Here is a 22,434-nt window from a genome sequence, read left to right as displayed (position 1 = left end):
CTTTCGATTTCAAGCCTTATTCGGCCGGCAGCGCCAGCACTTCCACTTCGTCCGGGCGATAAACCTCCGTCACGCGGCCGGTCCGGTCGACGGCAAACAATACCGCGCGCTCCCGTTCCAGCATGAACGAATACGTTGTTCCCGTCGCGGCGGACTTCACTTCGATCTTCGCGTCATGCGCGTATTCGGATACGAATACGAAGAGCTCGCCGTCCTTGAAGCGAAGACTCCGCCCGTACACGCCGGCCAGGTCGCCGCCCTTCAGCCATTCCAATTCGCGGCGAGCGCCGGATGCCTCCAGCGCGTGCGCGTAAAGCGCCGCGACCGGCTCGGCGCGTTCGTTCAGCTCCACCGGCAGCGGACACCAGATCAGGCGTCCTTGTCCGTAAGCTGCTTCCATGACCTGATCCGCTCCCGCAGCGGCGCCGTAGCCAGCTTCCTTGAATACTTCGGCGATTCTACGGTGACCGTACGATACCGGATACGCCTTGTCTCCGATCGCGAGCCGTTCTTCGCGAACGACGTTAGCCGGCTTCCGCTGTCCGAACGTATCCGAGAGCCGATCCGCTTCCCGCCAGTAGGCATCGAGCCCAAGCGGACCCGTGAACAAGAGAGTGGCAGCCGTCCGGTCCACAATGTCCAGCAGCCGCGAGAACGCTTCGTCAGCGAAGTTATGCGCTGACGGAACGACGATCAGCTTGGCCGGCGCCGTCTCAAGCGCATCCAGATGGTATTCCGACACGCCGCGGAACGGCGTCTTCAGCTCGTAGCCGAGCACGCGCGTCAAGCGCGTCGTCGCGTCGAATGCCAGCTTGCGGTTGGAGAAGTCGTTGGAGTACGGGAATACGGCGGCGACCTCCTCCAGCTCGCGGTCCCGGAACAGATCGCGGATCCGCTCCATGAAGCTGCCGAACCGGTAGGAAACGTCCGCCTCCGGCTTCTCGGTTCCGTCGGCCCGAAGCGCGCCGATATGGGATTCGTTCGCGTTATCCATATAGAAATTGGTGTTCCAGATCCACTGCACGGCTCCGGCTCCGCCTGCCGCGAAGGCATACGCGTACTTGCGCTCCAGCATCGCCCGCAGCTCTTCCTCGGACCGCTTCGCGAAGCCCGCCGGCGTTTCCACGTACATGATTCCGGTCTCCTGCACGACGTTTGGCTTGTCGGCCGTCTTCGCGAAGATGCCGTCCCACAGCAAATGGTCGTTCAGCCACCAGGAATGCACGGTCGTGTAATCCACTTCTTCTCCGTAGAAGAACGGCGAAGGCCGCTGCGCGCCAAGCGCTTCGTCCTGGCCAACCGTCACGAGCTGCGAAGGATTGCTTTCCTTGATCGCATCGACGAGCTGTTTCGCCCAGCGGTTGTGCATATCCATGGAGAACAGCGCGTAATCCAGCCAGCGCGTCCCCCGTTTGCCCTGGTGCATGTCCTGCACGTCGAAGTTGATGTCCTCCGGCTCCGGTATGACAGCGGATGCGAAATCCGGCAGCTCGCCCGGGGTCATGCCCCAGCGTTCGCGCAGCTTCGCGATTGAACCGTGGCGCTCCGCCAGCCATTCCGCGTAAGCCGCCTTCTCGAACCGGTCGCGGCTCGAGCGCGGACCGTCGGAGAAGATGCGCGGCGGATCGAACATCGACGGTTCGTTGATCAGGTCCCAGTCGACGTTTGTCGTCTCGCGGTGACGGCTGACGATGGAACGGATGAACCGCTTCTGCGCCTCCACGCTGCGCGGATCGAGGTACGGGTTCGTGCCTTCCCACGTCTCCGGCGTAAAGGAGAAGAACGTAAACGTCACCTGCAGGCCGTGCCGCTTCGCGGTCATGAAGAACGCGTCGATCGAGCGCAGCACTTCTTCGGACGCATGCCCGTCCACCTGCATGATATTGCGGTACGCCGTCCAGATGCCCGTGCGGATCCAGTTAATGCCCGCTTTGCGCATTTGCGCCATGTCGCGATCCCATACCGATACGTTCGGCAGGAACAGGAACTTGCGCGCGACGTCCGAGGTCATGTACGTCATGCCGACGACAGGCATCGGCCGTCCGTCCTTCTCGAAATAGTCCCGGCCGCGCGAGAGCAGCCCGCCGGTATTAAGCAAGTCGGCGTCCATGCCCCAGAAGCCTTGGCGAAGCAGGCGCGTCTCGCCGTCCGAGGACTTGGCCACGCAATCCACAGAATAATAACCCGCTTGGATGTCGCCAAGCAGCGGAATGCGCTTCAGCTCCAGCTCGGGGCCGATTTCCGCCTCGTGGCGGTAGGCGGACACGTCGCCTGATCCTTCCGCGCGGCTGACTTTAATGTCGAACGTCCATTTCGTCTTGCCCGCCGGTCCGCGGCCGAGCTTCTGCGCCTGGAGCGTCAGCAGCGGCCGCTCATGCAGCTCGTAGGAAGCATAACCCGGCTTCAGCCACAGCTCGGTTACGCCGGCCGCGCAGAACGCCGCCCACGCCTCAAGCGCCTCGGTACCGCCGCGCGCGAAGAAATCCGCGCCAAGCGGCAGGTTGACGAAAAGCCAGCGTCCGCCGGCGAAATCGCCTTTCGTGTTCTCCCACAGCACGGCCGGTGCGGCAACTTCCCTCCCCTCGGCGGAGATGCCCTTCAGCACGGGATAAATATGCGCGTCCATCGGACCCGCCGAACCCATTTGCAGCGGCAGGTCGCTCGATTTGGTCACATGCGGCACGAGGTTCCACGTTTCCTTGACGTCAAGCAGCGCCTCTCTGCCCTTGAATAGAGGGATCTCTTCGATAGCGGCCAGCTTCAGGACGGGCTCCGCCTTCACAGGCAGCATCTCGTGAATGCGCAGCTGCCGGTGGAACGCGGTTTGCTCCGGCTCCGCAAGCCACTCGCCCGCTTCCTTGCGGACCGGCACGCGGAATGGCGCGCCGCCCAAGCTGATCAATCCGCCGCCGCGTTTCAAAAACCCGAGCAGCGCTTCCCATGCATCAACCGGGAAATAAGGCGCGTGCAGCGACACGAATACGCCGCCTTCCGCCCCTTCCAGCCTTGCCGCCAGCGCATCGGCGCCGCATACCTCGCCGACGCCCCGCAGCTGTTCCAGTTCAGCTCCGTCAATGGCAGAGGCGCCCGGAAAGGCGCCATCATAGAAAATAATCGTCGAATTAAGCATCGAGGAGTCCCGCTTTCATCGCTTTATAGACAAGCTGTGAGAACAAGCTGTTGGACCATGCGAACCATTTGCGCGTGAATACGGCGGGATCGTCCGAATGGAAGCCTTCATGCATGAAGCCGGTGTCGGCGTCCGTCGCTTCCAATACCGCGATCATGTCGAGCATTTCCTCGTCCGTCTTGGCCGTGAGCCCTTGCATGGACAAGGCCATATGCCAGATATAACCCGGAGGCGTGTGAGGGCTGCCGATGCCTTTCGCGGCCGTGCCTTCGTAATAGAACGGGTTTTCCTTGCTCAGCGCGAAACGGCGCGTATTCTGGTAGATCGGATCGTCTCCGTCCACGTAGCCGAGGTACGGAATCGAGATCAAGCCCGGCGTGCCCGCGTCGTCCATCAGGCAGTAGTTGCCGAAGCCGTCCGTTTCGTACGCGTAGATCGGCCCGAACTCCGGATGCCGGTAGATGCCGTACAGCTGAATGCCGTGGTTGATCTCGCGCTCCAGCTTCGCCATTTCCTTCTCGAACGACAGGTCGCGGAAGACGAATTCGGCAATTTCGCGCATCTGGCGGAGCGTGACAACCGCGAACATGTTGTCCGGAATGTTGTAATGGAAATCGCAGGCGTCGTCGCTCGGCCGGAAGCCGGACCAGATCATGCCCGTGTAATTGACCGGCATGCCGATGCCATCGTTCATGAGCGAGTCGGTCATGATGCCGTTGTCGCGCTCGAAGCGGTACGGCGAACGCTCGAAATGGTGCTGCTCCCGCTTCCACAGGTCGACCGCGGCGCGCATCGCAACCTTGAAGTCCGCGTCAAAGATGTCGGCGCGTCCGGTTTCCTTCCAGTACGCGAACGCGAGGCGCATCGAGAAGCAGATGGAATCGAGCTCGAACTTGCGCTCCCATACCCAAGGGGACATGTCCGTCTTGTCGTCGGTATTCCAGTGCCAGTCGTTCGCCATTTCGTTGAACGCGTTCGCGTACGGGTCGATGACGATGTTGCGCATGTGCAGCTTGATCAGGCCGCCGATAATCCGCTGGAGGTCGGCGTCGTCCTTGGCAAACGGAACATAATGCATAACCTGCTCAACGGAATCGCGCAGCCACATCGCGGGGATGTCTCCCGTAATGACAAACGTTGTGCCGTCGTCCAGCAGCTTCGTCGTTGTTTCCAGCGTATTCGGGAAACAGTTCTTGAACAGCTGAAGCAGCTTAGGCCGGTGCGCAAGGCGCGTCTCCGCCTCCGCCAGCACCGCTTGCACGGATTGCGGCAGCGGCAGGTTAGGCATATCGATTTTGGGCAATCTAAATTGTTCCATGGTTGTTTTCCCCTTTATCGTTACTTTATCGCGTTGTTTATTGCTTATGCGTCACAGCAAAAACGACCCGTCGGCGGTTGTCCGCGCCGCGGGCCGCTTGCGGTGTGAGATGTTCGTAATGCTGTTGATTTTTAGCTGAGTTAACCTTCGATGCTTAAGCGCATTACTCCTTCACGGCGCCAACCGTCAGGCCTTGCACGAAATAGCGCTGGAAGAACGGATAAGCGAGCACGATCGGCCCGGTCGCCAGGACGACCATCGCCATCCGCGACGTATCCTGCGGCATCGACTGCAGCACGGACGTCCCCAAGGAAGCGTTGTTGCTGTTGGCGAGAATGAACTGCATGCTGTTCTCGATCCGCATCAGCATCGATTGCAGCGGCACCAGGTCGGGATTCTCGATATAGAGCAAGGCGTTGAACCAGTCGTTCCAGTAGCCAAGCACGTTGAACAGCGCGATTGTCGCGAGGCCCGGCAGCGCGAGCGGAACGATAAGCCGGAAGAAAATGCCGAACTCGCCGGCGCCGTCGATTTTGCCGGATTCGATGATGGCGTCCGGGATCATGGTCGAGAAGAACGTGCGCATGATCATGATGTAGAACGCGTTGACCGCGAGCGGCAGAATAAGCGCCCACAGGGAATTCCCGAGGCCGAGCAGCTTCGTCGTCACGATGTAGGTCGGCACGAGTCCGCCGTTGAACAGCATCGTGAAGAAGGCGAGGAACGAGAAAAATTTACGGTATTTGAACCCTTTGCGGGAGATCGCGTACGCAAAGAGCGAGATAAAGATCAAGCTGATTACCGTGCCGACGACCGTAACGAGAATCGTCACGCCGTAGGAGCGCAATAGCTGGTCGCCCGCTTTGAACAGGTAGCTGTAGGCATCGGTGCTCCATTTTTTCGGAAATAACGAATACCCGTCCAGCGCAAGCGTCTTCTCGTCCGTGAACGAGATGACCATGACGAGCAGAAACGGAAACACGCAAGCCAGCGCGAACAGCCCGGCAATGACGTTGAAGATGACGTTCCAGGCCGGCGTCAGCCGGTGAAAGTCTTTGGTTTTCCTAAGGGATGCCATGATGATGCTCCTTTCTTCCTAAAATAACGCGTTGTCCTTATTGAAGCGACGGACGATCCAGTTGGACGTGATGACGAGCACGAAGCCGACGAACGATTGGTACAGGCCGGCTGCTGTGCTCATGCCGATCTCCCCGGTCGTTTTCAGGCCGCGGTACACGTAAGTATCGATAACGTTCGTGACGTTGTAGAGAGTGCCGGAATCGCGGGTAACTTGGTAGAACAAGCCGAAATCCGCGTAGAAAATGCGGCCGATGGCCAGCAAGGTCAAAATGGTCATGAGAGGCGCCAGCATCGGCAGCGTGACATTGCGGATCTGCTGCCATTTGTTCGCGCCGTCGATCATCGCCGCCTCGTACAGCGATTTGTCGATGCCCATGATTGCGGCCAGATAGACCACGCTGTTATAGCCGAGCGATTTCCATAGGAACACGATGACGATGATGAACGGCCAATACTTCGGCTCGGAATACCATTGCTGCGGATCCATGCCGAACGCCGAGACGATTTTGTTCATCACGCCGCGGTCGAAGCTGAGGAAGCTATATGCGAAATAACCGACGATGACCCAGGACAGGAAGTAAGGCAGGAACATTCCCGTCTGGTACCATTTCGCCAGCCGCTTGTTTGCGATTTCGGAAAGGACGATGGCCAAGGCCACTGCCAGAACTAGACCAATAATGATGAACACGATGTTGTACAGCAAAGTATTGCGGGTGATAACGTACGCGTCGTTTGTGCTGAACAGGAACTTGAAATTATCGAAGCCGACCCAGCGGCTGTGGATGATGCTGGAGAGAAATCCGCCGTGCACGCGGTATTCCTTGAAGGAAATCACGGTGCCAAGCATTGGCAGGTACGAGAAGAAAAGAAACCAGACGGTAGCCGGAAGCACCATCAGGAGCAGGGCTTTATTGCGATTGATGTCTTTGAAGAAACGCCCAAAGGCCTTCATGGGGTTCACCCTTTCTAAGCGAAGTCGGTTTGCAGCGCCAAGGGCCTGCGGCCATTTGTTCCAAGGTGAAACGGCTTCCCCATCCTTAAGGCGAGGTGGCGCGTTTCAATCCGGAGAATTCTAAGCCATGTCTATAAAAAATACTTATAGACTCTTAGAATTCAAGATGAAACGGCTGATGCCGTCCATTGGCAGCGGCGCAAGTTTCATCCCTTAGAACGAGAAACAACGTACGGTATCCCGTTCGTCTCTCTCTTTTTTGAAAAAAGGGCGAATGCCGAACATTCGCCCTTCGGTGCTATAAATGTTTTACTTGCCTTGCGAAGCTTTCCAAGCGTCGAGCTGCGTTTGCGCTTCGGCCATGATTTTGCCAAGACCCGCGTCGTTCAGCTTCTTGATCGCTTGCGGCAAGTATTTTTCCGGATCGACGGTACCCGTCATGAGCGGCGCCCAGAAGGATTCCTTCGCGTTTTGCACGGCTGCGATCTCGTTTGACACTTTCGTCGGATCGAAGTTGAAGCCGAGCAGTGCCGCAGGTTTGCCTGCATCGTTGTATTTCTTGAACTGTTCCCATTTGTCGGCAGGATCGCCCGGGTTCAGGTGCGTGATCATAATGTTGCCAAGCGCGAATGTTGGCATGTCGTAGTTCTTGGACTCGGGAAGGTTCTCCATGTAGTCGCCGTCGGTTACTTTGTAGTGCGTGCCTTCGATGCCGGAGTCGACCATGTTGCGAAGAACCGGATCGGTGTTCAGCAGGTTCAGGAATTCCATTGCTTTCTCTTTATGCTTCGAGTTCGCGGAGATCGCTTGCATGGAACCCATAACCGATGCATTGTAGATCAGCGCGTCGCTCATCGGAGTCGAAACGATCGGGTAGCCGTAGCTTGTCGACCATACGTTGTCCGCGAACGGCTGCGTTGTCGCCTTGTCGGCAAACCATTTGCCCGTTGCCTGAACGTCCGAGGACGATTCCAGCGTCGCGGCTTCCGTCGGAATGTAGCCGGCCAGGTAGTATTTGTGCATCGTTTCGAGTGCTTGCTTCATTTCAGGCGTTTCGAATACGTTTACGATTTTGTAGCTAGCGTCGTCGAGCTTCACGGCCAGCGGGAATTTCTCGATCAAATAGTCGTATGGAATGTATGGCGTGAAGGTCTTGTCCACTTGCAGCGGAGTCACGTCCGGGTTGTTTTGTTTAACTGTCTTGAGCAAAGGCTCGAGGCTTTCCAGGGTACGCACGTCCGTAATGCTCAGCTTATTTTCGTCAAGGATGTTTTTGTTAAAACGCCATACCTCGGATGTCGGAAGCTCTTTGTTTGCCGGTACGCCGTAGTTTTTGCCGTCGACTTTGGAACCGCTAAGGAAGGCAGGGTTCAGCGTGTCGGTAATGCCTTTGCCGTATTGCGTCAGCAGATCGTCGATTGGAGCGAAAGCCCCTTTACGCGCGTTTTGCACGTAATCGAATGCCCATGCCGCGGTGAACATGATGTCCATGTCCGCGCCGGAAGCCGTCAGCACTTGCATCTTCTGGTTGTAATCGCCCCAGTCGATCATCGTCATTTTGACTGTTGCGCCGATTTTTTCTTTCGTGTATTCGCTAACCGCTTCCATGACTTTATCAACGTCTTTCTGCGGTGTGCCGATTGTGTACCAGTTCAATTCGACCGGCTTGGCATTGCTGCCAGCGTTGCTGGAAGAAGTGTTGTTGCTTGCTGCTGCGTTGCCATTGTTGCCGCCGTTGCTTCCGCAGGCGCTCAGCAAGAGCATAACGGCCATCGCGGACGTCAGGCCGATCGATGCTTTTTTACGGATTCCCATTGTGTTGCCTCCCTTTTGTCTGTGTAGCATTCAGTAGTCGCGACTTCTTGCTATTTCATCTTAGAAGATGAAAACATTTTCAAAAATAATAGAAAACAAAGAATAAGTGTACAAAATAAAGAAAGGAACCGCGAATGACGCATAGGCGTCACAGCAGCTCCTTAAAATCGCCCGGAACCATCCCGACATGCTTCTTGAACTGCTTGTAGAAGTAGCCTGTCTCCCAGTACCCGACTTGTCTTGCGATCTCGTTCACTTTGAGCCGGCTGTCCGCCAGCAGTTCCTTCGCTTTCTCGATGCGAAATTTATTCAGGTAATCCGTGAACGTATCCCCCGTCTGCTTATTAAAAAGCTGCCCGAGGTAATTAGGATGAATGTGAAACTGCAGCCCAAGCGATTTGAGCGTCAACGGCTCCGCATAGTGCTCGTGGATGTAGCGCAGCGCCTGCTTGATGACGGGACTCATGTCTTCCCCGGAGAACGAATCGGCGACGAAGAACGCTGCCGTGCGCACGGCTTTCTCAACGCCTTCGAGCGTTGCCGCGGTCACCGCTTGGTCTAGCGCGCCTTGGAACACCTCCGCGGCATCCGCGCGTCCAAGCTTGTCGACTTCGAGCTTCATCAGAATCATGAGCTCGATGGCGGCGCCTCTCGCCCGGACCGGATGCAGGCTTTCCGCCATTCGTATAGCCGCGAAATCGCGGGCGATAACCTCCTCCAGCTCGGCTTTGTCCTTGGCGAGGATGGGCTTCGCATACGCCTCCCATTCGAACAGCCCCGAAGGAAGAGACGCCGTTTCCGCGGAAATATCCGCATAATCGAGCAAATGCCAGTCATGCCGCACCAGGAAAAATTGCTGCGCTTTGCGCGCCTCCGCATAGCTTGCGGCGGCATCGGCCGTCGCCACGATCCCGCCGAGCGCGATCTGCGGGCCAAGCTGCCTGTTCTCCCATTTGCCCGCCGCTCTTTCCAAGGCTTCCTTTACCTTAGCTTGATTCCGCATGCCCTCGTTTATGCAGCAGGCGGCGACCAGCTCGCCCTCCTCGTTGAGAAAGGGAACAAACGACAGGCCGTCCGTCTCCTGGGCCAAAAGATCCGCGATGCAATCGTTCGGGCCGTAACCCGCGACACCTTGTTCCGGGCGGAAACGGATGATCGCCAGCGCCGCATACGGCTTCGAGAGATCAATGCCAAGGAGGGCCGTCCGTTCCGCCAGCTCGGGCAACGCGATCCGCCCGTTTACCCACCGGGTCATGACGTTGTCCCGCAGGATGCCGATCTCGTCTTCCTCCAGCGGCTTTTCCGGCTTATCCACCTCCAGCTTCCGTACCGTATCCGTCAGCGTCGCCTCCAGCTCCCCGAAGTTAATCGGCTTGAGCAGGTAGTTCTCGATGCCAAGGCGCATGCCTTCCTTGAGATAATCGAATTCGTTGAACCCGCTCAGAATGATTACCTTCAACCGCGGCTGCAGCTCCCGTGCCTTGCGGATCAGTTCAAGCCCGGTCATGATCGGCATCGAGATGTCGGTGATGAGCAGGTCGACCGGATGCTCGCGCAGCCGCTCCAGCGCTTCCTCGCCGTCTTCGGCGCTGCCGACGACCTCCAGGCCGAAGGCGGACCAATCAACGGCGTCGCTTAAGCCTTCCGTTATAAACGGTTCGTCATCCACAAGCAATACTTTATACATCGCCAGCTTCCTCCTGTTGTTCAGCCGCGGGCCAGACCACCGTCACCGATGTCCCCTTCCCGGGCGTGCTTTCTATGCTTAACCCATAGCCGGGGCCGTGCACCAGTTCAATCCGCTCGTGCACGCTGCGCAGCCCGAAGGACTGCTGTTCCTCGGTTTCCGGCATCTTCAGCCGCCGCATAATGCCCGCAAGCTGCTCCGGCTCGATGCCTTTGCCGTTGTCGCGTACCCGGACCCGGATCAGGCCGTGCTCTTGCGTTGCCTCGATAGTCAGGCGATTGTTCTTGCGCCGGGAATCCATCCCGTGCACGATATAGTTCTCCACGATTGGCTGCAGCAGCAGCTTTGCAACCGGAACCCGCAGCAGCTCCTCGTCGCATTCGACCTCGTAGGCGAATTTGTCTTTGTAACGGATCCGGAACAGCTCCAGGTACAGCCTGCACATCTCAAGCTCTTCGCCAAGCGTGTTCTCCGCCTTCGCGCTGACCGAGTTGCGGAACAGCGCCGCGAGGCTGTAGATCATCTCGCCGACGTCGACCGCGCCCTGGGACATCGCCCGCATCCGGATAACCTCCAGCGTGTTGTAAAGAAAATGCGGGTTTACCCTCGCCTGCAGAGCGGCAAGCTCCGTCTGCTTATGCCTCAGCTCCGCCTTGTATTCCCGGTCGATATGCCGGCCCAGCTCGTCGAGCATCTCGTTGAAGCTCTGGGAGATCTGCCCGAGCTCGTCCTCGCGGGCATCCTGCAGGCGGGCGGTGAGATTGCCGCCCTCCACCTTCCGCATGAAGTGCACGATCCGGTTCGTCCGCCTCGAGATATTGACGATCACGATGGACGGAATGATGACCGCAACGACAATGCAGATCGTACTGATCAGAATGATCGTCCGCTTGAGGCCCGCGTACGCCTCGGCCATCACGCTCTTTGGCGTAATGCCAACGACGAAATAGCCGGCTTGGTTCTGCGTCAGCGTAGAGATATAAGATGGCTCGTCGAGCATGCCGGTTTCCTTCAGGGAACCGATTTGCTTCATGTACGGAAAAATCTGCCCGTAGTAACGGTTCGCGGAATCGGACAACACCTGCCCGTCCTGCGACAGCACCAGAATCTCGCCCTTAAGCGGAGTCCGCTGCTGGTCGAGCGACCGGTTCACCATGCCGGAATCGAAATATACGAGCAGCTGGCCGATATTTTTGAGCGTATTCTTATCGTTTACCTGGACGCGCATGGAATACAGCTGCGAGTTCCATTGGCCGATCAACCCGCGAATCCAGATGTTCGGCGCCGACGCGGCGGGCCCTTCCGCCGCCATGATCTCGGGAATGTACGAGCGGGTCGGATTGGTTTTGTACAGCCGCCGCGGGCCGTTCCGATTAAAAGCGTACAGCTGCTGCATGTCCGTGCTGTACAGCAGGATATTCTGGATGTCGGGATCGGAATCCATCCGGTCCGCGAGATAACTTAGAATATCGACCGCGCTTTCGTTGCCGCCCGCGTAATTCTGATCGAGCATATACTGCGCGTATTCGCTGTAGGGATGCCGCAAAAAGTAAGAGGCGTTGCTCGCGAGCAGACTGTTGCGGTAGATGTCCTGCACCGTGTTCTGCACCCAATCGTACTTCTGCTCCATATAGCGGTTCACCCGCTCCATGGCCTGCTTCTGATTGTTCAGCTCGCTGTTCACGATGGAATCGGATATGAGACCGAAGAGCAGATACGAGAGCGTGATGATCGTCAAATGCACGATAAGCGCAAAGACGAGAATGACTTTGACGAACAGGTTGTTCTGTATATAGTTTCGGTAGATTTTCCGGAATCTCAAACGCCCGTGCCCTCTCTCGTCGATAGTTAGGATTTGCCGCCATTATAACATTAAGCGCGGAGCCGCGCCTATTCCATCCGGCTGCCGGCGACAGGTCCGATTTTCAGCGTAAATCATAACACCGAAAGAAACAGGAAGTCCATTGCGTTCCGGAAGGTCAAGGTATGATCAAAATCAAAAAGCCCGTCTCGCCTTGCGGCGAGACGGGCTTTTAAACCATTGCACGCCAGATGGCTGCTTCACTTTTGCAAATAAACAATTATGTTATCCATTAATTCCTTTTTATTAGCTTCAATATAGACTGTTAAATGATCAAATACGTTTCCTTGATTAGCGTAAACATACAGCTTCTCTTCCGCTTTTTGTATGCGGTCGTAAAATTCGTCATCAAAAATTTGATGGGTTTGCGCAAAGACTTGGACTTCATATTGCTGTACTAGCTGTATATCATGATTTAGTATGTGCGTACTCGCACCATACTCTTTAAGAATATCTTTTATTTCTTGTAAAGCATTTGCATCATTAACGGCTCCAATGCGCTCCAATACTTTTATTGTCTCATCCAGGTATCGGCCCGATGAATTTTCAGCAAAACCTAATAGGCCATTCATATTTAACTCCGTATCCAAATCAATAAGCAGTATGATATCCTGAAGAACTTCCGGAAGCTTCTTAAAAACCTCTTTGTCGTTTTTATAATAGATTTCTTTGTTGTACCTATTCGTACAAACATGATCAATGAGATCGTTGGCAGAAATTCCATATAACAGTTCTTTTTTAGGTACTAGATGTTGCACTAATGCATGAAGATTGCTCATTCTTCTCCTCCTCGGTCTTGTTACTGCCTAATATAGGTCCCCCCTATGTCCATCAACCCTCTTACGAAAATACGCTTATGAGCTTTATCCCCTTTGTATTCGTACACCCATTCCGGCCAAATGTAATCGGTGATTCCTCTTTTCTCTCCCTCGTTGTATGCGATACCGATTGTTTTTCCAAGATGATCGGCGCTTGATCCTTCATAGACATAACGATTATCTTCAAATACGATGGCGTCGCCTCGAACTTCGTATTTATCCACCCAGACTCTAGTATTTAGAAAATAGAACGAGACTGCAAGCAGAAGCAGAATAACGGCAGGAATCCCTATTTTCCGTATTTTCATAGCTTAACGAGCTCAATCCTCTCTCAAAATAATCATTATACTCTTGCCCAAATAATACCATATAAAGGAATTCAAATCGGTGCTGTTATAAAAATAAAAAGGTACCTGCGTCCAATAAACGCAGGTACCCTATCCCCAATCAATCAAATCACAATCGTACGCTTCTCTTCGCTCGCGCGAATGACCGCGTCGATAATCTCCTGGTTGCGGTAGCCGTCCATAAACCCGGGCAGGCTCTCCGATGCCGTACCGTCCAAGAGCGACAGGAAGTCGCCGTATTGGGTTACCCGGCATCTCTCCGGCACGTTAATGATCGCTCTCGCCAGCTGGCCGGGAGCTTCCTCGCGAATCCAGACAATCTGATCCGGGTTCAGCGTAGACGCGTGCAGCGTACCGGCATCGCCGTAAATCGATACTTCATGCTGGTTGCCCGAGCCGATCGCATTCCGCGACGACTGGAAGATGCCGACCTCATCGCCGGACATTCGGGCCTGGAAGCTTACGAAGTCGTCGACCTCGATCTTCACCATCTGGCCGGTAGCCGGATCGGGACGCTCCGGAACCAGCGTGCGCATCAACGCGGACAGTTCCTTGAATTCCCCAAAGAGAAAACGAGCCATATCGATCATATGCGAGCCAAGATCGCCAAGCGTTCCCGTGCCGGTAATGTCCTTGTTGAAGCGCCAAATATACGGCGTCTGGTTCGGAACCGCTCCCCAGTCCTGCAGGTATTGGATTGCAAAGCTCCGCACCTTGCCCAGCTTCCCTTCCCGCACAAGCTCCCGCGCGTAACGGAATGCGGGCGTATAACGATAGCTGTATCCCACCATGCCGTTAACCGGCTGTTGCTCGTATAGCTCCAGCAGCTTAGCTGCCTCCTCGAATACGCGGGTGAAAGGCTTCTCCGCGAGGTAAGGTTTTCCGGCCTGAAGGCAGGCCCCAACGATATCCGCGTGGACGTTATTAGGCGTCACCGATACGACCGCATCCACATCCGGGTCGTTAATGAGCTGCACGAAATCCCCGTATCGTTTGTCAGGCGATATCCCCAGCAAATCGCCTTTCTCCGTTAACGCTGCTTCATTCACATCGCTTACCGCAATAATAGCAAAGCGGCCTTCCTCGGCCATCCAACGGATATGCGAATGCGACATGCCGCCAAGACCAATCAATCCGATTCGATACTTCTTCATCGCGATCCCTACTCCCCTCATGACTTAACCTTATGTCAGACCTTCACGCCAATCGGCTCAAGCGGCTGCACGTTGCCGCGTATAGGCTGCTCCCGCCGAACCGGCTGCGCCCATTTAACCGCGTTAACGATGACGCGCTGAATCGCCGGGTTATGGTAAGTCGGATACGTTTCATGACCGGGTCTAAAATAAAACACCTTGCCGCTGCCGCGCGTATAAGCGCAGCCGCTGCGGAAAATTTCGCCGCCCTCGAACCAGCTAGCGAAGATAAGCTCATCCGGCGCAGGGATATCGAAATGCTCGCCGTACATTTCCTCTTCCGGCAGCTCGATATATTCCCCGATTCCTTCGGCGATCGGATGTCCCGGAGCAACCACCCAGAGACGCTCCTTCTCGTCGGCTTCGCGCCATTTCAGACTGCAGCTTGTTCCCATCAGAGCTTTGAAAATTTTAGAATAATGGCCGGAGTGAAGAACGATAAGCCCCATGCCGTCCAGCACGCGCTGGTACACCTTGCCGACGATTTCGTCCTGTACCTCGTCATGAGCGAGATGCCCCCACCAGATCAATACGTCGGTATTCCCCAGCACTTCCTCGGTAAGTCCATGCTCCGGTTCGTCCAAAGTCGCCGTTCCCGCTTCCATCCCCGCTTCGGTCAAAAAGCGCGCAATAGCCTGATGGATGCCATCCGGATAAATCTCCTTGGCTTTAGGGTTCGTCCGTTCATGACGATTCTCGTTCCATACGGTTACTCGCAGTTTGTCAGTCATCTCTTGTTCCTCCCAGCATGTTCTATAAAAAAAGCTGCCCTGCAGTCCGTACGCAGGGCAGCAGCAAAACCTTATTTGATGTTCATGTAACGTTCATAAGCGTCATTATAAATCTTGATCAGCTTCTCCAGGCCCATATCGTTCAGCTTCTTGACGTACGCATCCCACTCCTGGTCGATGCCGCCTTTGGTCACCCATTTGGCGCGGGTGCTCTTGATGTAGCTCTCGATATCCGTAATAAGAGTTGGCAGCTCAGCGTATTCTTCCTCGGTGTACATCACGTCCGGGAACGGTTGCGTGACATATTCCTTGCCCAAGCTGTCGAGCTCAAGCTTCAGACCGTCACCGCTTGTTGGATCAAGCTTGATGTTCTTCTCGAACTCGGGACTGACGTATTTCGGTCCGAAATCCCGCAGGGAGCTATCCCAGTACCAAGCGTCCGCGCTTGTGCCGTCCGGCGGATCCATCAGCGTATAGGTACCGTCGGCGTTTTTCTCGATGGAGGTGCCGATCGCTCCCCAGAAGTTCTGGATACTTGCTTCTCCGGTATAGAATTGGTCTGCCCAACGCGCCGCAACCTCCGGATGCTCGTTCGAGGTTGTAATAAGCACCTCGTTACGACGGATGCTTAACCCGTTCGGATCGCCAATCTGATATTTCTTGCCGTCCGGCCCTGTAATCGGCGCGATGGTCTCATACTGCTTGCTCCATTGACCGAATACCGCGTCCGGCGTCCATTGGTACGAGAATCCAACAAGCGCGGCGTCCGGATTTTGCCGCTTGGCCGTCAGCATCGTATCGTCCTGCGTGAACGTTTCTTTATCGATCAAGCCTTCGGAATACAATTTATTCGCCCAAGTAATAGCTGCCTTATAGGCTTCCGATGTCGGGAAATATTCCGGCTTGCCGTCCTTCAGCACCATATGGTTGCCGCGGATATCCGTAATGCCGAACGGCGCGAACAGGTTCATGTCCAGATCCTTTTGATCGCTGTACGGAATCTCGTCAGCCTTGCCGTTGCCGTTGGGATCCTTCTCCTTAAATGCTTTCAGCACCGTATATAGTTCATCAAGCGTTTCAGGCGCCTTTAATCCCAATTTGTCCAGCCACTCTTTGTTGATAACCGGCTGTACGGATGAATAAGGCCGCGACGGCAGCCTTGCGGGCAGCGAGTAGATTTTGCCGTCCGGGAACGTGCTCAGCTTCTTCAGCTCCGGCATTTCGGCCATGGCCGCTTTCAAATTCGGCATATATTTGTCGATGTAGTCGTCAAGCGGACGGAAAATGCTCAGGTTATTCACGATATCGGAATCCCCAAACGCCAAGTCGCCGATGATAACATCCGGCATTTTTCCGCTTGCCAGCATAACCGATTTCTGGGCATCCCAATCGCTTGAGGAAATGACCTGCCAGTTGATTTTGACATTCGAATTTTTCTCCAGCTCCTGAAGCCAGGCGTTCTTCGTGAACGTATCTCCCATGTTGCCCCAACGAATCGTAAGAACGTCCAGCGTTACCGGCTTATCGACAATCGGAAGGCCTTCCGCATGGAAGTTGCTGCCTGCTTTGCCGTTGCCCCCGTTATTGGATGCGGCGGCATTATTGGTATCCTTATCGCTGCTGCAGCCCGCAAGCACCGTGGTGCCCAATACGGAAATCAAAGCAAGGCCGGACAGCATTTTTCTCGTATTTCTCTTCGAAATGGTTGTCATGTATAAATCCCCCTCTAAAAGGATAATGGCAGTTTCCTCAAAGCTTGCTTACTCCTTCACGGCGCCGATCATCACCCCCTTGTTGAAATGCTTTTGCACAAACGGGTAGATGCACATGATCGGAACCGTAGCGACGATAATGACGGAATATCGCAGCAGATTGGCAAGGCGCAGCGCGATTTGGGCCGCTTCCCCCGTGCCAAGCGCGGTCTGCATCTGATTGGTGACCAGAATATCTCTCAAGATCAGCTGCAGCGGGTATAAATTCTTATCCTGCAGATAGATTAGCGCGTTAAAATACGAATTCCATTGACCAACGGCAAACCATAAAGCCAGAACGGCAATAATCGGTTTCGAGAGCGGAAGCACCATTTGGGCATAAAAGCGCAGATTCCCGCAGCCGTCGATTTGCGCGGCTTCCCATAACTCCGTCGGAATGCCCGTCCGGAAGAACGTACGCGCCACGATAATATCAAAGACGGCAACCGAGAACGGCAGCACCATGACCAGGAACGTGTCGTACAGATGGAAATCCCGGATCGTCAGAAACGTAGGCACTAGTCCCCCGTTGAAGAACATGGTGAAAATAAAGAAGAGGGACAAAAACTTGCGTCCGACCAGATCCTTCCTCGACAGGGCATAACCCGCCGACACGTTGACGATAAGACCGATCAGGGTACCTACGACCGTATACACGATCGTGTTCCGGTAGCCGATCCATATATTCGAATGATTCAGTAATTCCTTATATCCATCGACTGTAAACCCTTTCGGAAATAACCATACCTTTCCGTTCCCCACAGCCGAAGGATCGCTGAAGGAAGCGATGATAATAAAGTAAAGCGGATATAACACAATGATAAGGACAATCGCGGCCCAAATATAGAGCAGGATCTCCAGCAGCTTATCGCTGTTACCCGATTTTTTCGGTTGCATGGCTAAATTCGCGGCAGCCTCCATAGCTGTTCGGCTCCTTTCTAAAATGAATGGCGAAAGCCATTCATACTTCGTAAGCATTGACTAAAATGAATTGCGAGCAATTCATACTTCGTAAGCATCCGCTTACCAGAGACTGTTCTCGGAGTATTTTTTAGATATCCAGTTGACCAGAATTAACAGGGTGAAATTAATAACCGTATTAAATAAATTGATAGCGGCCGAGAAGCTGTATTGGGAGCTAAGCAGCCCGATTTTGTACACGTAAGTCGAGATCACTTCGCTGCCGCCTATATTCAGGTTGTTTTGCAGCAGATAAGCCTTCTCGAAGCCAACGCCCAGCAGTCCGCCGATACGCAGGATCAATAAGGTGACCGCCGTTGGGATAAGCATCGGAATGTCGATGTAGCGGATTTTCTGCCATCGGCTGGCTCCGTCCACGGTTGCCGCTTCGTATAGGCTTGGACTAACGGAGGATAAGGCTGCGAGATAAATAATGCTGTCCCACCCCGTATGCTGCCAGACGTCCGACCATACATACAGGCTGCTGAACATACTGGCCGAACCCATCAGGTTTGGCGCCTCGGCGCCAAATAACCGGTAGATGTTGCCGATCAATCCGTTCCCTGGAGACAGCAGGATCATCATGAGACCCACGATTACGATAGTCGAAATAAAATGCGGCATGTACGTAATCGTCTGGAATACCCGTTTGAACCGGTTCTGCCGCAGCTGATTCACGAGAATGGCGAATGCAATCGGAAGCGGAAAGGTGACAAAGCTGTACAAGCTGATGAATACCGTATTCTTAATGGTGACCGTGAATTGGTAGGAATGAAAAAACTTCTCGAAATATTTGAACCCTACCCAGGGACTGTCCATAATGCCAAGCGCCGGTTTGAAATCTTTAAAGGCGATAATGACCCCGTACATCGGCTTATAAGTAAAACAGAGCAGCAGCACGACAGCCGGCAGCAAGAGCAGGTATAAACCCCAGTTTCTGCTGATTCTCGTTACGTAACGATGCAGATTACCGCTCGATGAACTGTTTATCAAGAATGTGTACCTCCCTTTGCTGTGTGATTGACTTCAGTATACGTGCTGGCGATAACGGGATTTGGACTTCATGGATGCAAATTCCGGACATTCGGAAGCCGGAAAACCGGATTGCAGCCTTAACGGAGGGCTGGCGCTTGGGCAGACCTACAATCCAGACTTTTTGCTGTCACTAATCGGACATTCGCTCTTTTAAGGGGTTGCAACCGGTTGCAATTTCGAAAGCCAAGGCTATAATTATCTGACACGTGATTTTGCTTTATTAGAGGTTGATAGCGGGGAGTTGCGGGGCACATGGCCAAACCGTCGGAGAACAAGCTGTATCCGATTCAGCATTACGTCAAAATCATTCTCGTCATTTCGTTTACCGCGCTGATTCTGGATTTTATCATCAGCTTTGCGTCGATCACGATCGTTAAGCAGCAGTCCGCAAGGGATTTGAGGGATACCGCTTATTTGTATATCAACCGGATTAACAGCGACTTTTCCTACATTAATCACTTCATGGGCTGGACGCTGGCGAACGACGAGAACGTCAAAATGATGGATACCCACGACACGAACGAAACGGAATTCATCAAAGCAAACGACGCGTTGTACAGGCGGTTCGTCGAGCTTCAGACCAGCTATGACAAGAGCTATAACTTCTTTATCTTTTTCAAGAAGAAGAACGTGATGCTCAACATTGCGCCTATGAGGGTGACCTACAAGGAATATCAGCAATTGCAGCAGCAGATCAATGTCTTCATCAAAGACAAAGTTATCTATGAAAAGTTCTATTCCCGATGGTCGACCATTCAGCTTGCCGGGAAATTTTATATCGTTAATATCGTGCCTTACCATGACAGCTATATGATCTGCTTAGTTGCCGCGGATGACCTAATCCGCCCGCTCCGCCAGATTAATCTGGGCGAGAATGGATACGCCTCCCTGCGTGCCGAGGACGGCAGTCTTGTAACCAGCCCCCTCTCGAATAAAGGCAAGCTGCTGAACATCGAAAAGGAGCAGGACCGCTCCTCCGTCATGAACACGCTCCAGACCCGAACGACGGTGAACGGCGAGTTCGATAACGCATCGTTCTACGTGAAGCTGGTCATTCAATTCGGAGCGTTTGAGAAAATCATGATCGTTCAGCTGCTGATTATGCTGCTCGCCGTTATTGTCGCCTGCAGCCTGAGCTTCATTATGCTGTACTTCAAGAACAAGGTGCTGCAGCCGATCAAGAGCTTCTCCTACAACCTCGCCTTCTGGGCGGAGGACGGGGAGCCGCTCGACAGTACGGGCAGCAAGATTGTGGAGCTGGAGAAGGCAAACAGGCAATTTGCCCAGCTTGTTAACCAGATTAAAACCTACAAGATCGATATTTACGAACGCGAGCTGGAGAAGCAGCGTATTCAGCTGGATTATATGAAGCTGCAAATCAAGCCGCATTTTTTCCTGAACTGCCTGACGACCATTCACAGCATGGCGCAAATGGATATGACCGAAGAAATCCAGCAGATGGCTTTGTCCACCTCGGTATACTTCCGGTATATTTTCCAGAACGGCCAGGACTTTGTCCGCCTGGAGGATGAAATCGAGCATGTACGGGTTTATCTCGAAATTCAGAGGAACCGCTACCGCAGCTCGTTCCTGTACCGGATTGAGCAGGACCAGTCAACGCGGGATGTCCCGATCCCTCCTCTCGTGCTGCAGACCTTTGTGGAGAATGCGATCAAATACGCGGTATCGCGGGATCATGAGGTTCTCATTACTCTGAAAGTTGAGCGGAAGATGGCGGAGGAGCAAGGAATGACCGTCATCCGGATTGAGGATACGGGGCCGGGTTTTACGCCGGAGATCTTGGAAAAGCTCCAAGAAGGAGAGCCGCTTGATCAGACGCTTGGCACGCAAATCGGCATTATGAATACCGTTCAGCGATTGAAATATCTGTACGGAGAGCTTGCGCGGATCCGCTTCGATAATCCGCCTAACGGAGGCGCCTCGGTGACTCTCTATCTTCCGGAGCTTCCGGCCAATTCGAATGAGACGGGAGTGTAGCTCATGAATGTATTGCTTGTTGATGACGATTACTTTGTAGTAACCGCGCTGGAGAAGAAGATCGACTGGGCTTCGCTTGGCATCGAGGGCATCTATACGGCTCATAATGTCGCCCAGGCTCGGGATATTCTGATGAAGCACAAGGTTCAAATTCTGATCTCGGATATCGAAATGCCGCAGGGAAGCGGACTGGAGCTCTTGGCGTGGATTCGCGAGGAGAACTACAACGTGCAGGCGATTTTCCTGACCAACTACGCGGACTTCAATTACGCGCAAAAAGCGATCGAGCTGCGCAGCTTCGAATATTTCCTGAAGCCAATCCAATTCGATAAGCTGATGCTTATTATCCGGAAAGCCGTTGAGCGGGCGACGGAACAGCAGCAGCAGGAAAAAGCCATTCAGGAGGGCTATTACTGGCAGCGCAATCAAGCGAAGATGCTGGAGCACTTCTGGCGCAAGCTGATCAGCGGCAGCGTCTCCTGCGCGCTTAAGGCTGCGGATATTTTGGCTGCCGTTGAGGAGCAGCATCTTTCTTACGACCGCAATGATCTCATTCAGCCCGTATTGCTTAATCTGTTTCCCTATGACGGCAGCATGGGCGTTGAGGAAAAAAATCTGTTCGACTTCGCGTTGCTTAACGTCCTATACGAGCTATTCCAGCATCCGCAATTTACGGTGGAGACGGTTCTGGAGTACAGCTTGAATAACTGGATTGCCGTGCTGAAATGGAAGGAAGTCCCCGATTCCCAGACGCTTGACGGGCTTTGCGCCGCCTTTATTCAGCAGGCGAACCGCTCGCTGAAATGCGATGCCTGCTGCATCGTCGCCATGTCCGGCCGGCTTGAGGGCATTAGCCCGGTCATCCGCCAGCTGCTGGAGCGCAATCAGGATATCGCCAAGCGGCGCAATCATATTTTTTTCGTGGAGCATGGTCTTCGGCAAGCCGACGAAGCTTATCAGCCACCGGATCTAACCAAGCTGGAAGAGCTGCTGGAACGGAACATGCCGGAGGAATTCCTGCGGGAGACAACCCGGTATTTAAACGAGTCCGTGCATCGGGATCATTTTTCCACCTCCGTCCTCAGCTTGTTCCGGCTGGATATGATGCAGCTCGTTTACGCTTTCCTGAAGTCGAAGGGTATTCAGGCGCATCAATTGTACACGGGGAAAACGAATGAACGGCTGCTTGCCCACTCCCTCCATTCCATCGAGGATCTGGAGGCTTATTTGAAGTATCTCGTTTACACGGCCATGGAATACCGCGATTTCGCCGAGCAGCCTAAATCCGTTGCCGAAGAAATCAAGCAATACATCCATGCCCATTACGGGGAGGATTTGACCCGCATCAGCCTGGCGGAAATCGTCTACCTCCATCCTGATTATTTGGCCAGACTATTCAAAAAGGAGACCGGCGTTTCCCTGGGTACTTATGTGATCAGCGCCCGGATTGAAGCCGCCAAGCAGCTGCTCCGCACGACCAATCTATCGGTCTTCGCCGTGGCGAAGAAGGTCGGCTATGCCAACTACTCGTACTTCGCGAAGGTGTTTAAGCAGGAAGTTGGCGTAACGCCTAACGATTATAAGCAGGATTGCTAGGGATTGCGTCCACAGCCATCGTAGTCAACTGAGCCTGCTGATTTCGGCGACTAATCAGGTTCCTTAACGATGTGGTTGCATCTTTAAGACTCCCATTTACTCTCTACTGGATCCGCTTAACGATGCGGCGCATCGTTAAGACAACAAAAAGGCTGCCAAATG

At 54.1% G+C, this 22,434-nt stretch carries 17 protein-coding genes; 3 read left to right on the top strand and 14 right to left on the bottom strand.

Going from position 1 to position 22,434, the window contains the following annotated elements:
- Positions 1-16 precede the first annotated feature (16 nt).
- The 14 genes from CFI03_RS18940 to CFI03_RS18875 form a co-directional block, all read right to left on the bottom strand.
- Positions 17-3,130, bottom strand: a complete 3,114-nt coding sequence (locus CFI03_RS18940; protein ID WP_248758574.1) for a beta-galactosidase — start codon at positions 3,128-3,130, stop codon at positions 17-19.
- On the bottom strand, positions 3,123-4,448 hold the full coding sequence (locus CFI03_RS18935; RefSeq protein ID WP_248758573.1) for a glycoside hydrolase family 125 protein: 1,326 nt from the start codon (positions 4,446-4,448) through the stop codon (positions 3,123-3,125). The genes CFI03_RS18940 and CFI03_RS18935 overlap by 8 nt, the downstream gene beginning before the upstream one ends.
- A 163-nt stretch (positions 4,449-4,611) precedes the next feature.
- A complete protein-coding gene (locus CFI03_RS18930; protein WP_248758571.1) occupies positions 4,612-5,526 on the bottom strand; it encodes a carbohydrate ABC transporter permease in 915 nt (304 codons plus the stop codon).
- A gap of 18 nt (positions 5,527-5,544) precedes the next feature.
- On the bottom strand, positions 5,545-6,480 hold the full coding sequence (locus CFI03_RS18925; RefSeq protein WP_127492504.1) for an ABC transporter permease: 936 nt from the start codon (positions 6,478-6,480) through the stop codon (positions 5,545-5,547).
- A 309-nt stretch (positions 6,481-6,789) separates the two neighbouring features.
- On the bottom strand, positions 6,790-8,295 hold the full coding sequence (locus CFI03_RS18920) for an ABC transporter substrate-binding protein (RefSeq protein ID WP_248758569.1): 1,506 nt from the start codon (positions 8,293-8,295) through the stop codon (positions 6,790-6,792).
- 148 nt (positions 8,296-8,443) lie between these two features.
- A complete protein-coding gene (locus CFI03_RS18915) occupies positions 8,444-9,982 on the bottom strand; it encodes a response regulator transcription factor (RefSeq protein WP_248758567.1) in 1,539 nt (512 codons plus the stop codon).
- Entirely contained in the window at positions 9,975-11,804 is a 1,830-nt protein-coding gene (locus CFI03_RS18910; RefSeq protein WP_248758566.1) for a cache domain-containing sensor histidine kinase, read from the bottom strand. The genes CFI03_RS18915 and CFI03_RS18910 overlap by 8 nt, the downstream gene beginning before the upstream one ends.
- A 239-nt stretch (positions 11,805-12,043) precedes the next feature.
- A complete protein-coding gene (locus CFI03_RS18905) occupies positions 12,044-12,622 on the bottom strand; it encodes a DMP19 family protein (RefSeq protein ID WP_248758565.1) in 579 nt (192 codons plus the stop codon).
- A 20-nt stretch (positions 12,623-12,642) separates the two neighbouring features.
- Positions 12,643-12,969, bottom strand: a complete 327-nt coding sequence (locus CFI03_RS18900) for a hypothetical protein (RefSeq protein WP_248758564.1) — start codon at positions 12,967-12,969, stop codon at positions 12,643-12,645.
- 143 nt (positions 12,970-13,112) lie between these two features.
- Entirely contained in the window at positions 13,113-14,162 is a 1,050-nt protein-coding gene (locus CFI03_RS18895) for a Gfo/Idh/MocA family protein (RefSeq protein ID WP_248758563.1), read from the bottom strand.
- A 35-nt stretch (positions 14,163-14,197) separates the two neighbouring features.
- Complete coding sequence (locus CFI03_RS18890) at positions 14,198-14,932, bottom strand: ThuA domain-containing protein (protein WP_248758561.1); 735 nt, start codon at positions 14,930-14,932, stop codon at positions 14,198-14,200.
- 71 nt (positions 14,933-15,003) lie between these two features.
- A complete protein-coding gene (locus CFI03_RS18885; protein WP_248758559.1) occupies positions 15,004-16,644 on the bottom strand; it encodes an extracellular solute-binding protein in 1,641 nt (546 codons plus the stop codon).
- A gap of 48 nt (positions 16,645-16,692) precedes the next feature.
- Positions 16,693-17,604 (bottom strand): carbohydrate ABC transporter permease, encoded by a 912-nt coding sequence (locus tag CFI03_RS18880; RefSeq protein WP_248758557.1) that lies wholly within the window; start codon positions 17,602-17,604, stop codon positions 16,693-16,695.
- Between the two features lie 102 nt (positions 17,605-17,706).
- Complete coding sequence (locus CFI03_RS18875) at positions 17,707-18,636, bottom strand: ABC transporter permease (RefSeq protein WP_015847137.1); 930 nt, start codon at positions 18,634-18,636, stop codon at positions 17,707-17,709.
- Between the two features lie 70 nt (positions 18,637-18,706).
- Between CFI03_RS18875 and CFI03_RS31125 the strand changes: the two genes are divergently transcribed.
- The 3 genes from CFI03_RS31125 (at position 18,707) to CFI03_RS18865 (ending at position 22,272) form a co-directional block, all read left to right on the top strand.
- Positions 18,707-18,832 (top strand): hypothetical protein, encoded by a 126-nt coding sequence (locus CFI03_RS31125; protein WP_283094611.1) that lies wholly within the window; start codon positions 18,707-18,709, stop codon positions 18,830-18,832.
- A 98-nt stretch (positions 18,833-18,930) separates the two neighbouring features.
- Positions 18,931-20,676, top strand: coding sequence for a sensor histidine kinase (locus CFI03_RS18870; protein ID WP_248758555.1), 1,746 nt, complete (start codon positions 18,931-18,933; stop codon positions 20,674-20,676).
- A gap of 3 nt (positions 20,677-20,679) precedes the next feature.
- A complete protein-coding gene (locus CFI03_RS18865; protein WP_248758554.1) occupies positions 20,680-22,272 on the top strand; it encodes a response regulator transcription factor in 1,593 nt (530 codons plus the stop codon).
- Positions 22,273-22,434: the final 162 nt, after the last annotated feature.

Origin of the sequence: Paenibacillus sp. ATY16 (genome assembly GCF_003399985.2) — a bacterium.
Taxonomy (GTDB): Bacteria; Bacillota; Bacilli; order Paenibacillales; family Paenibacillaceae; genus Pristimantibacillus; species Pristimantibacillus glycanilyticus.
This window is presented reverse-complemented; position numbering and strand designations above follow the sequence as displayed.

Bases quoted from the DNA above. Each gene is read 5' to 3' on its own strand.
- CFI03_RS18925 (WP_127492504.1), bottom strand. From the start codon at position 6,480: ATGAAGGCCTTTGGGCGTTTCTTCAAAGACATCAATCGCAATAAAGCC.
- CFI03_RS18930 (WP_248758571.1), bottom strand. From the start codon at position 5,526: ATGGCATCCCTTAGGAAAACCAAAGACTTTCACCGGCTGACGCCGGCC.
- CFI03_RS18935 (WP_248758573.1), bottom strand. From the start codon at position 4,448: ATGGAACAATTTAGATTGCCCAAAATCGATATGCCTAACCTGCCGCTG.
- CFI03_RS18920 (WP_248758569.1), bottom strand. From the start codon at position 8,295: ATGGGAATCCGTAAAAAAGCATCGATCGGCCTGACGTCCGCGATGGCC.
- CFI03_RS18915 (WP_248758567.1), bottom strand. From the start codon at position 9,982: ATGTATAAAGTATTGCTTGTGGATGACGAACCGTTTATAACGGAAGGC.
- CFI03_RS31125 (WP_283094611.1), top strand. From the start codon at position 18,707: ATGGATGCAAATTCCGGACATTCGGAAGCCGGAAAACCGGATTGCAGC.
- CFI03_RS18870 (WP_248758555.1), top strand. From the start codon at position 18,931: ATGGCCAAACCGTCGGAGAACAAGCTGTATCCGATTCAGCATTACGTC.
- CFI03_RS18905 (WP_248758565.1), bottom strand. From the start codon at position 12,622: ATGAGCAATCTTCATGCATTAGTGCAACATCTAGTACCTAAAAAAGAA.
- CFI03_RS18880 (WP_248758557.1), bottom strand. From the start codon at position 17,604: ATGGAGGCTGCCGCGAATTTAGCCATGCAACCGAAAAAATCGGGTAAC.
- CFI03_RS18865 (WP_248758554.1), top strand. From the start codon at position 20,680: ATGAATGTATTGCTTGTTGATGACGATTACTTTGTAGTAACCGCGCTG.
- CFI03_RS18885 (WP_248758559.1), bottom strand. From the start codon at position 16,644: ATGACAACCATTTCGAAGAGAAATACGAGAAAAATGCTGTCCGGCCTT.
- CFI03_RS18900 (WP_248758564.1), bottom strand. From the start codon at position 12,969: ATGAAAATACGGAAAATAGGGATTCCTGCCGTTATTCTGCTTCTGCTT.
- CFI03_RS18895 (WP_248758563.1), bottom strand. From the start codon at position 14,162: ATGAAGAAGTATCGAATCGGATTGATTGGTCTTGGCGGCATGTCGCAT.
- CFI03_RS18890 (WP_248758561.1), bottom strand. From the start codon at position 14,932: ATGACTGACAAACTGCGAGTAACCGTATGGAACGAGAATCGTCATGAA.
- CFI03_RS18940 (WP_248758574.1), bottom strand. From the start codon at position 3,130: ATGCTTAATTCGACGATTATTTTCTATGATGGCGCCTTTCCGGGCGCC.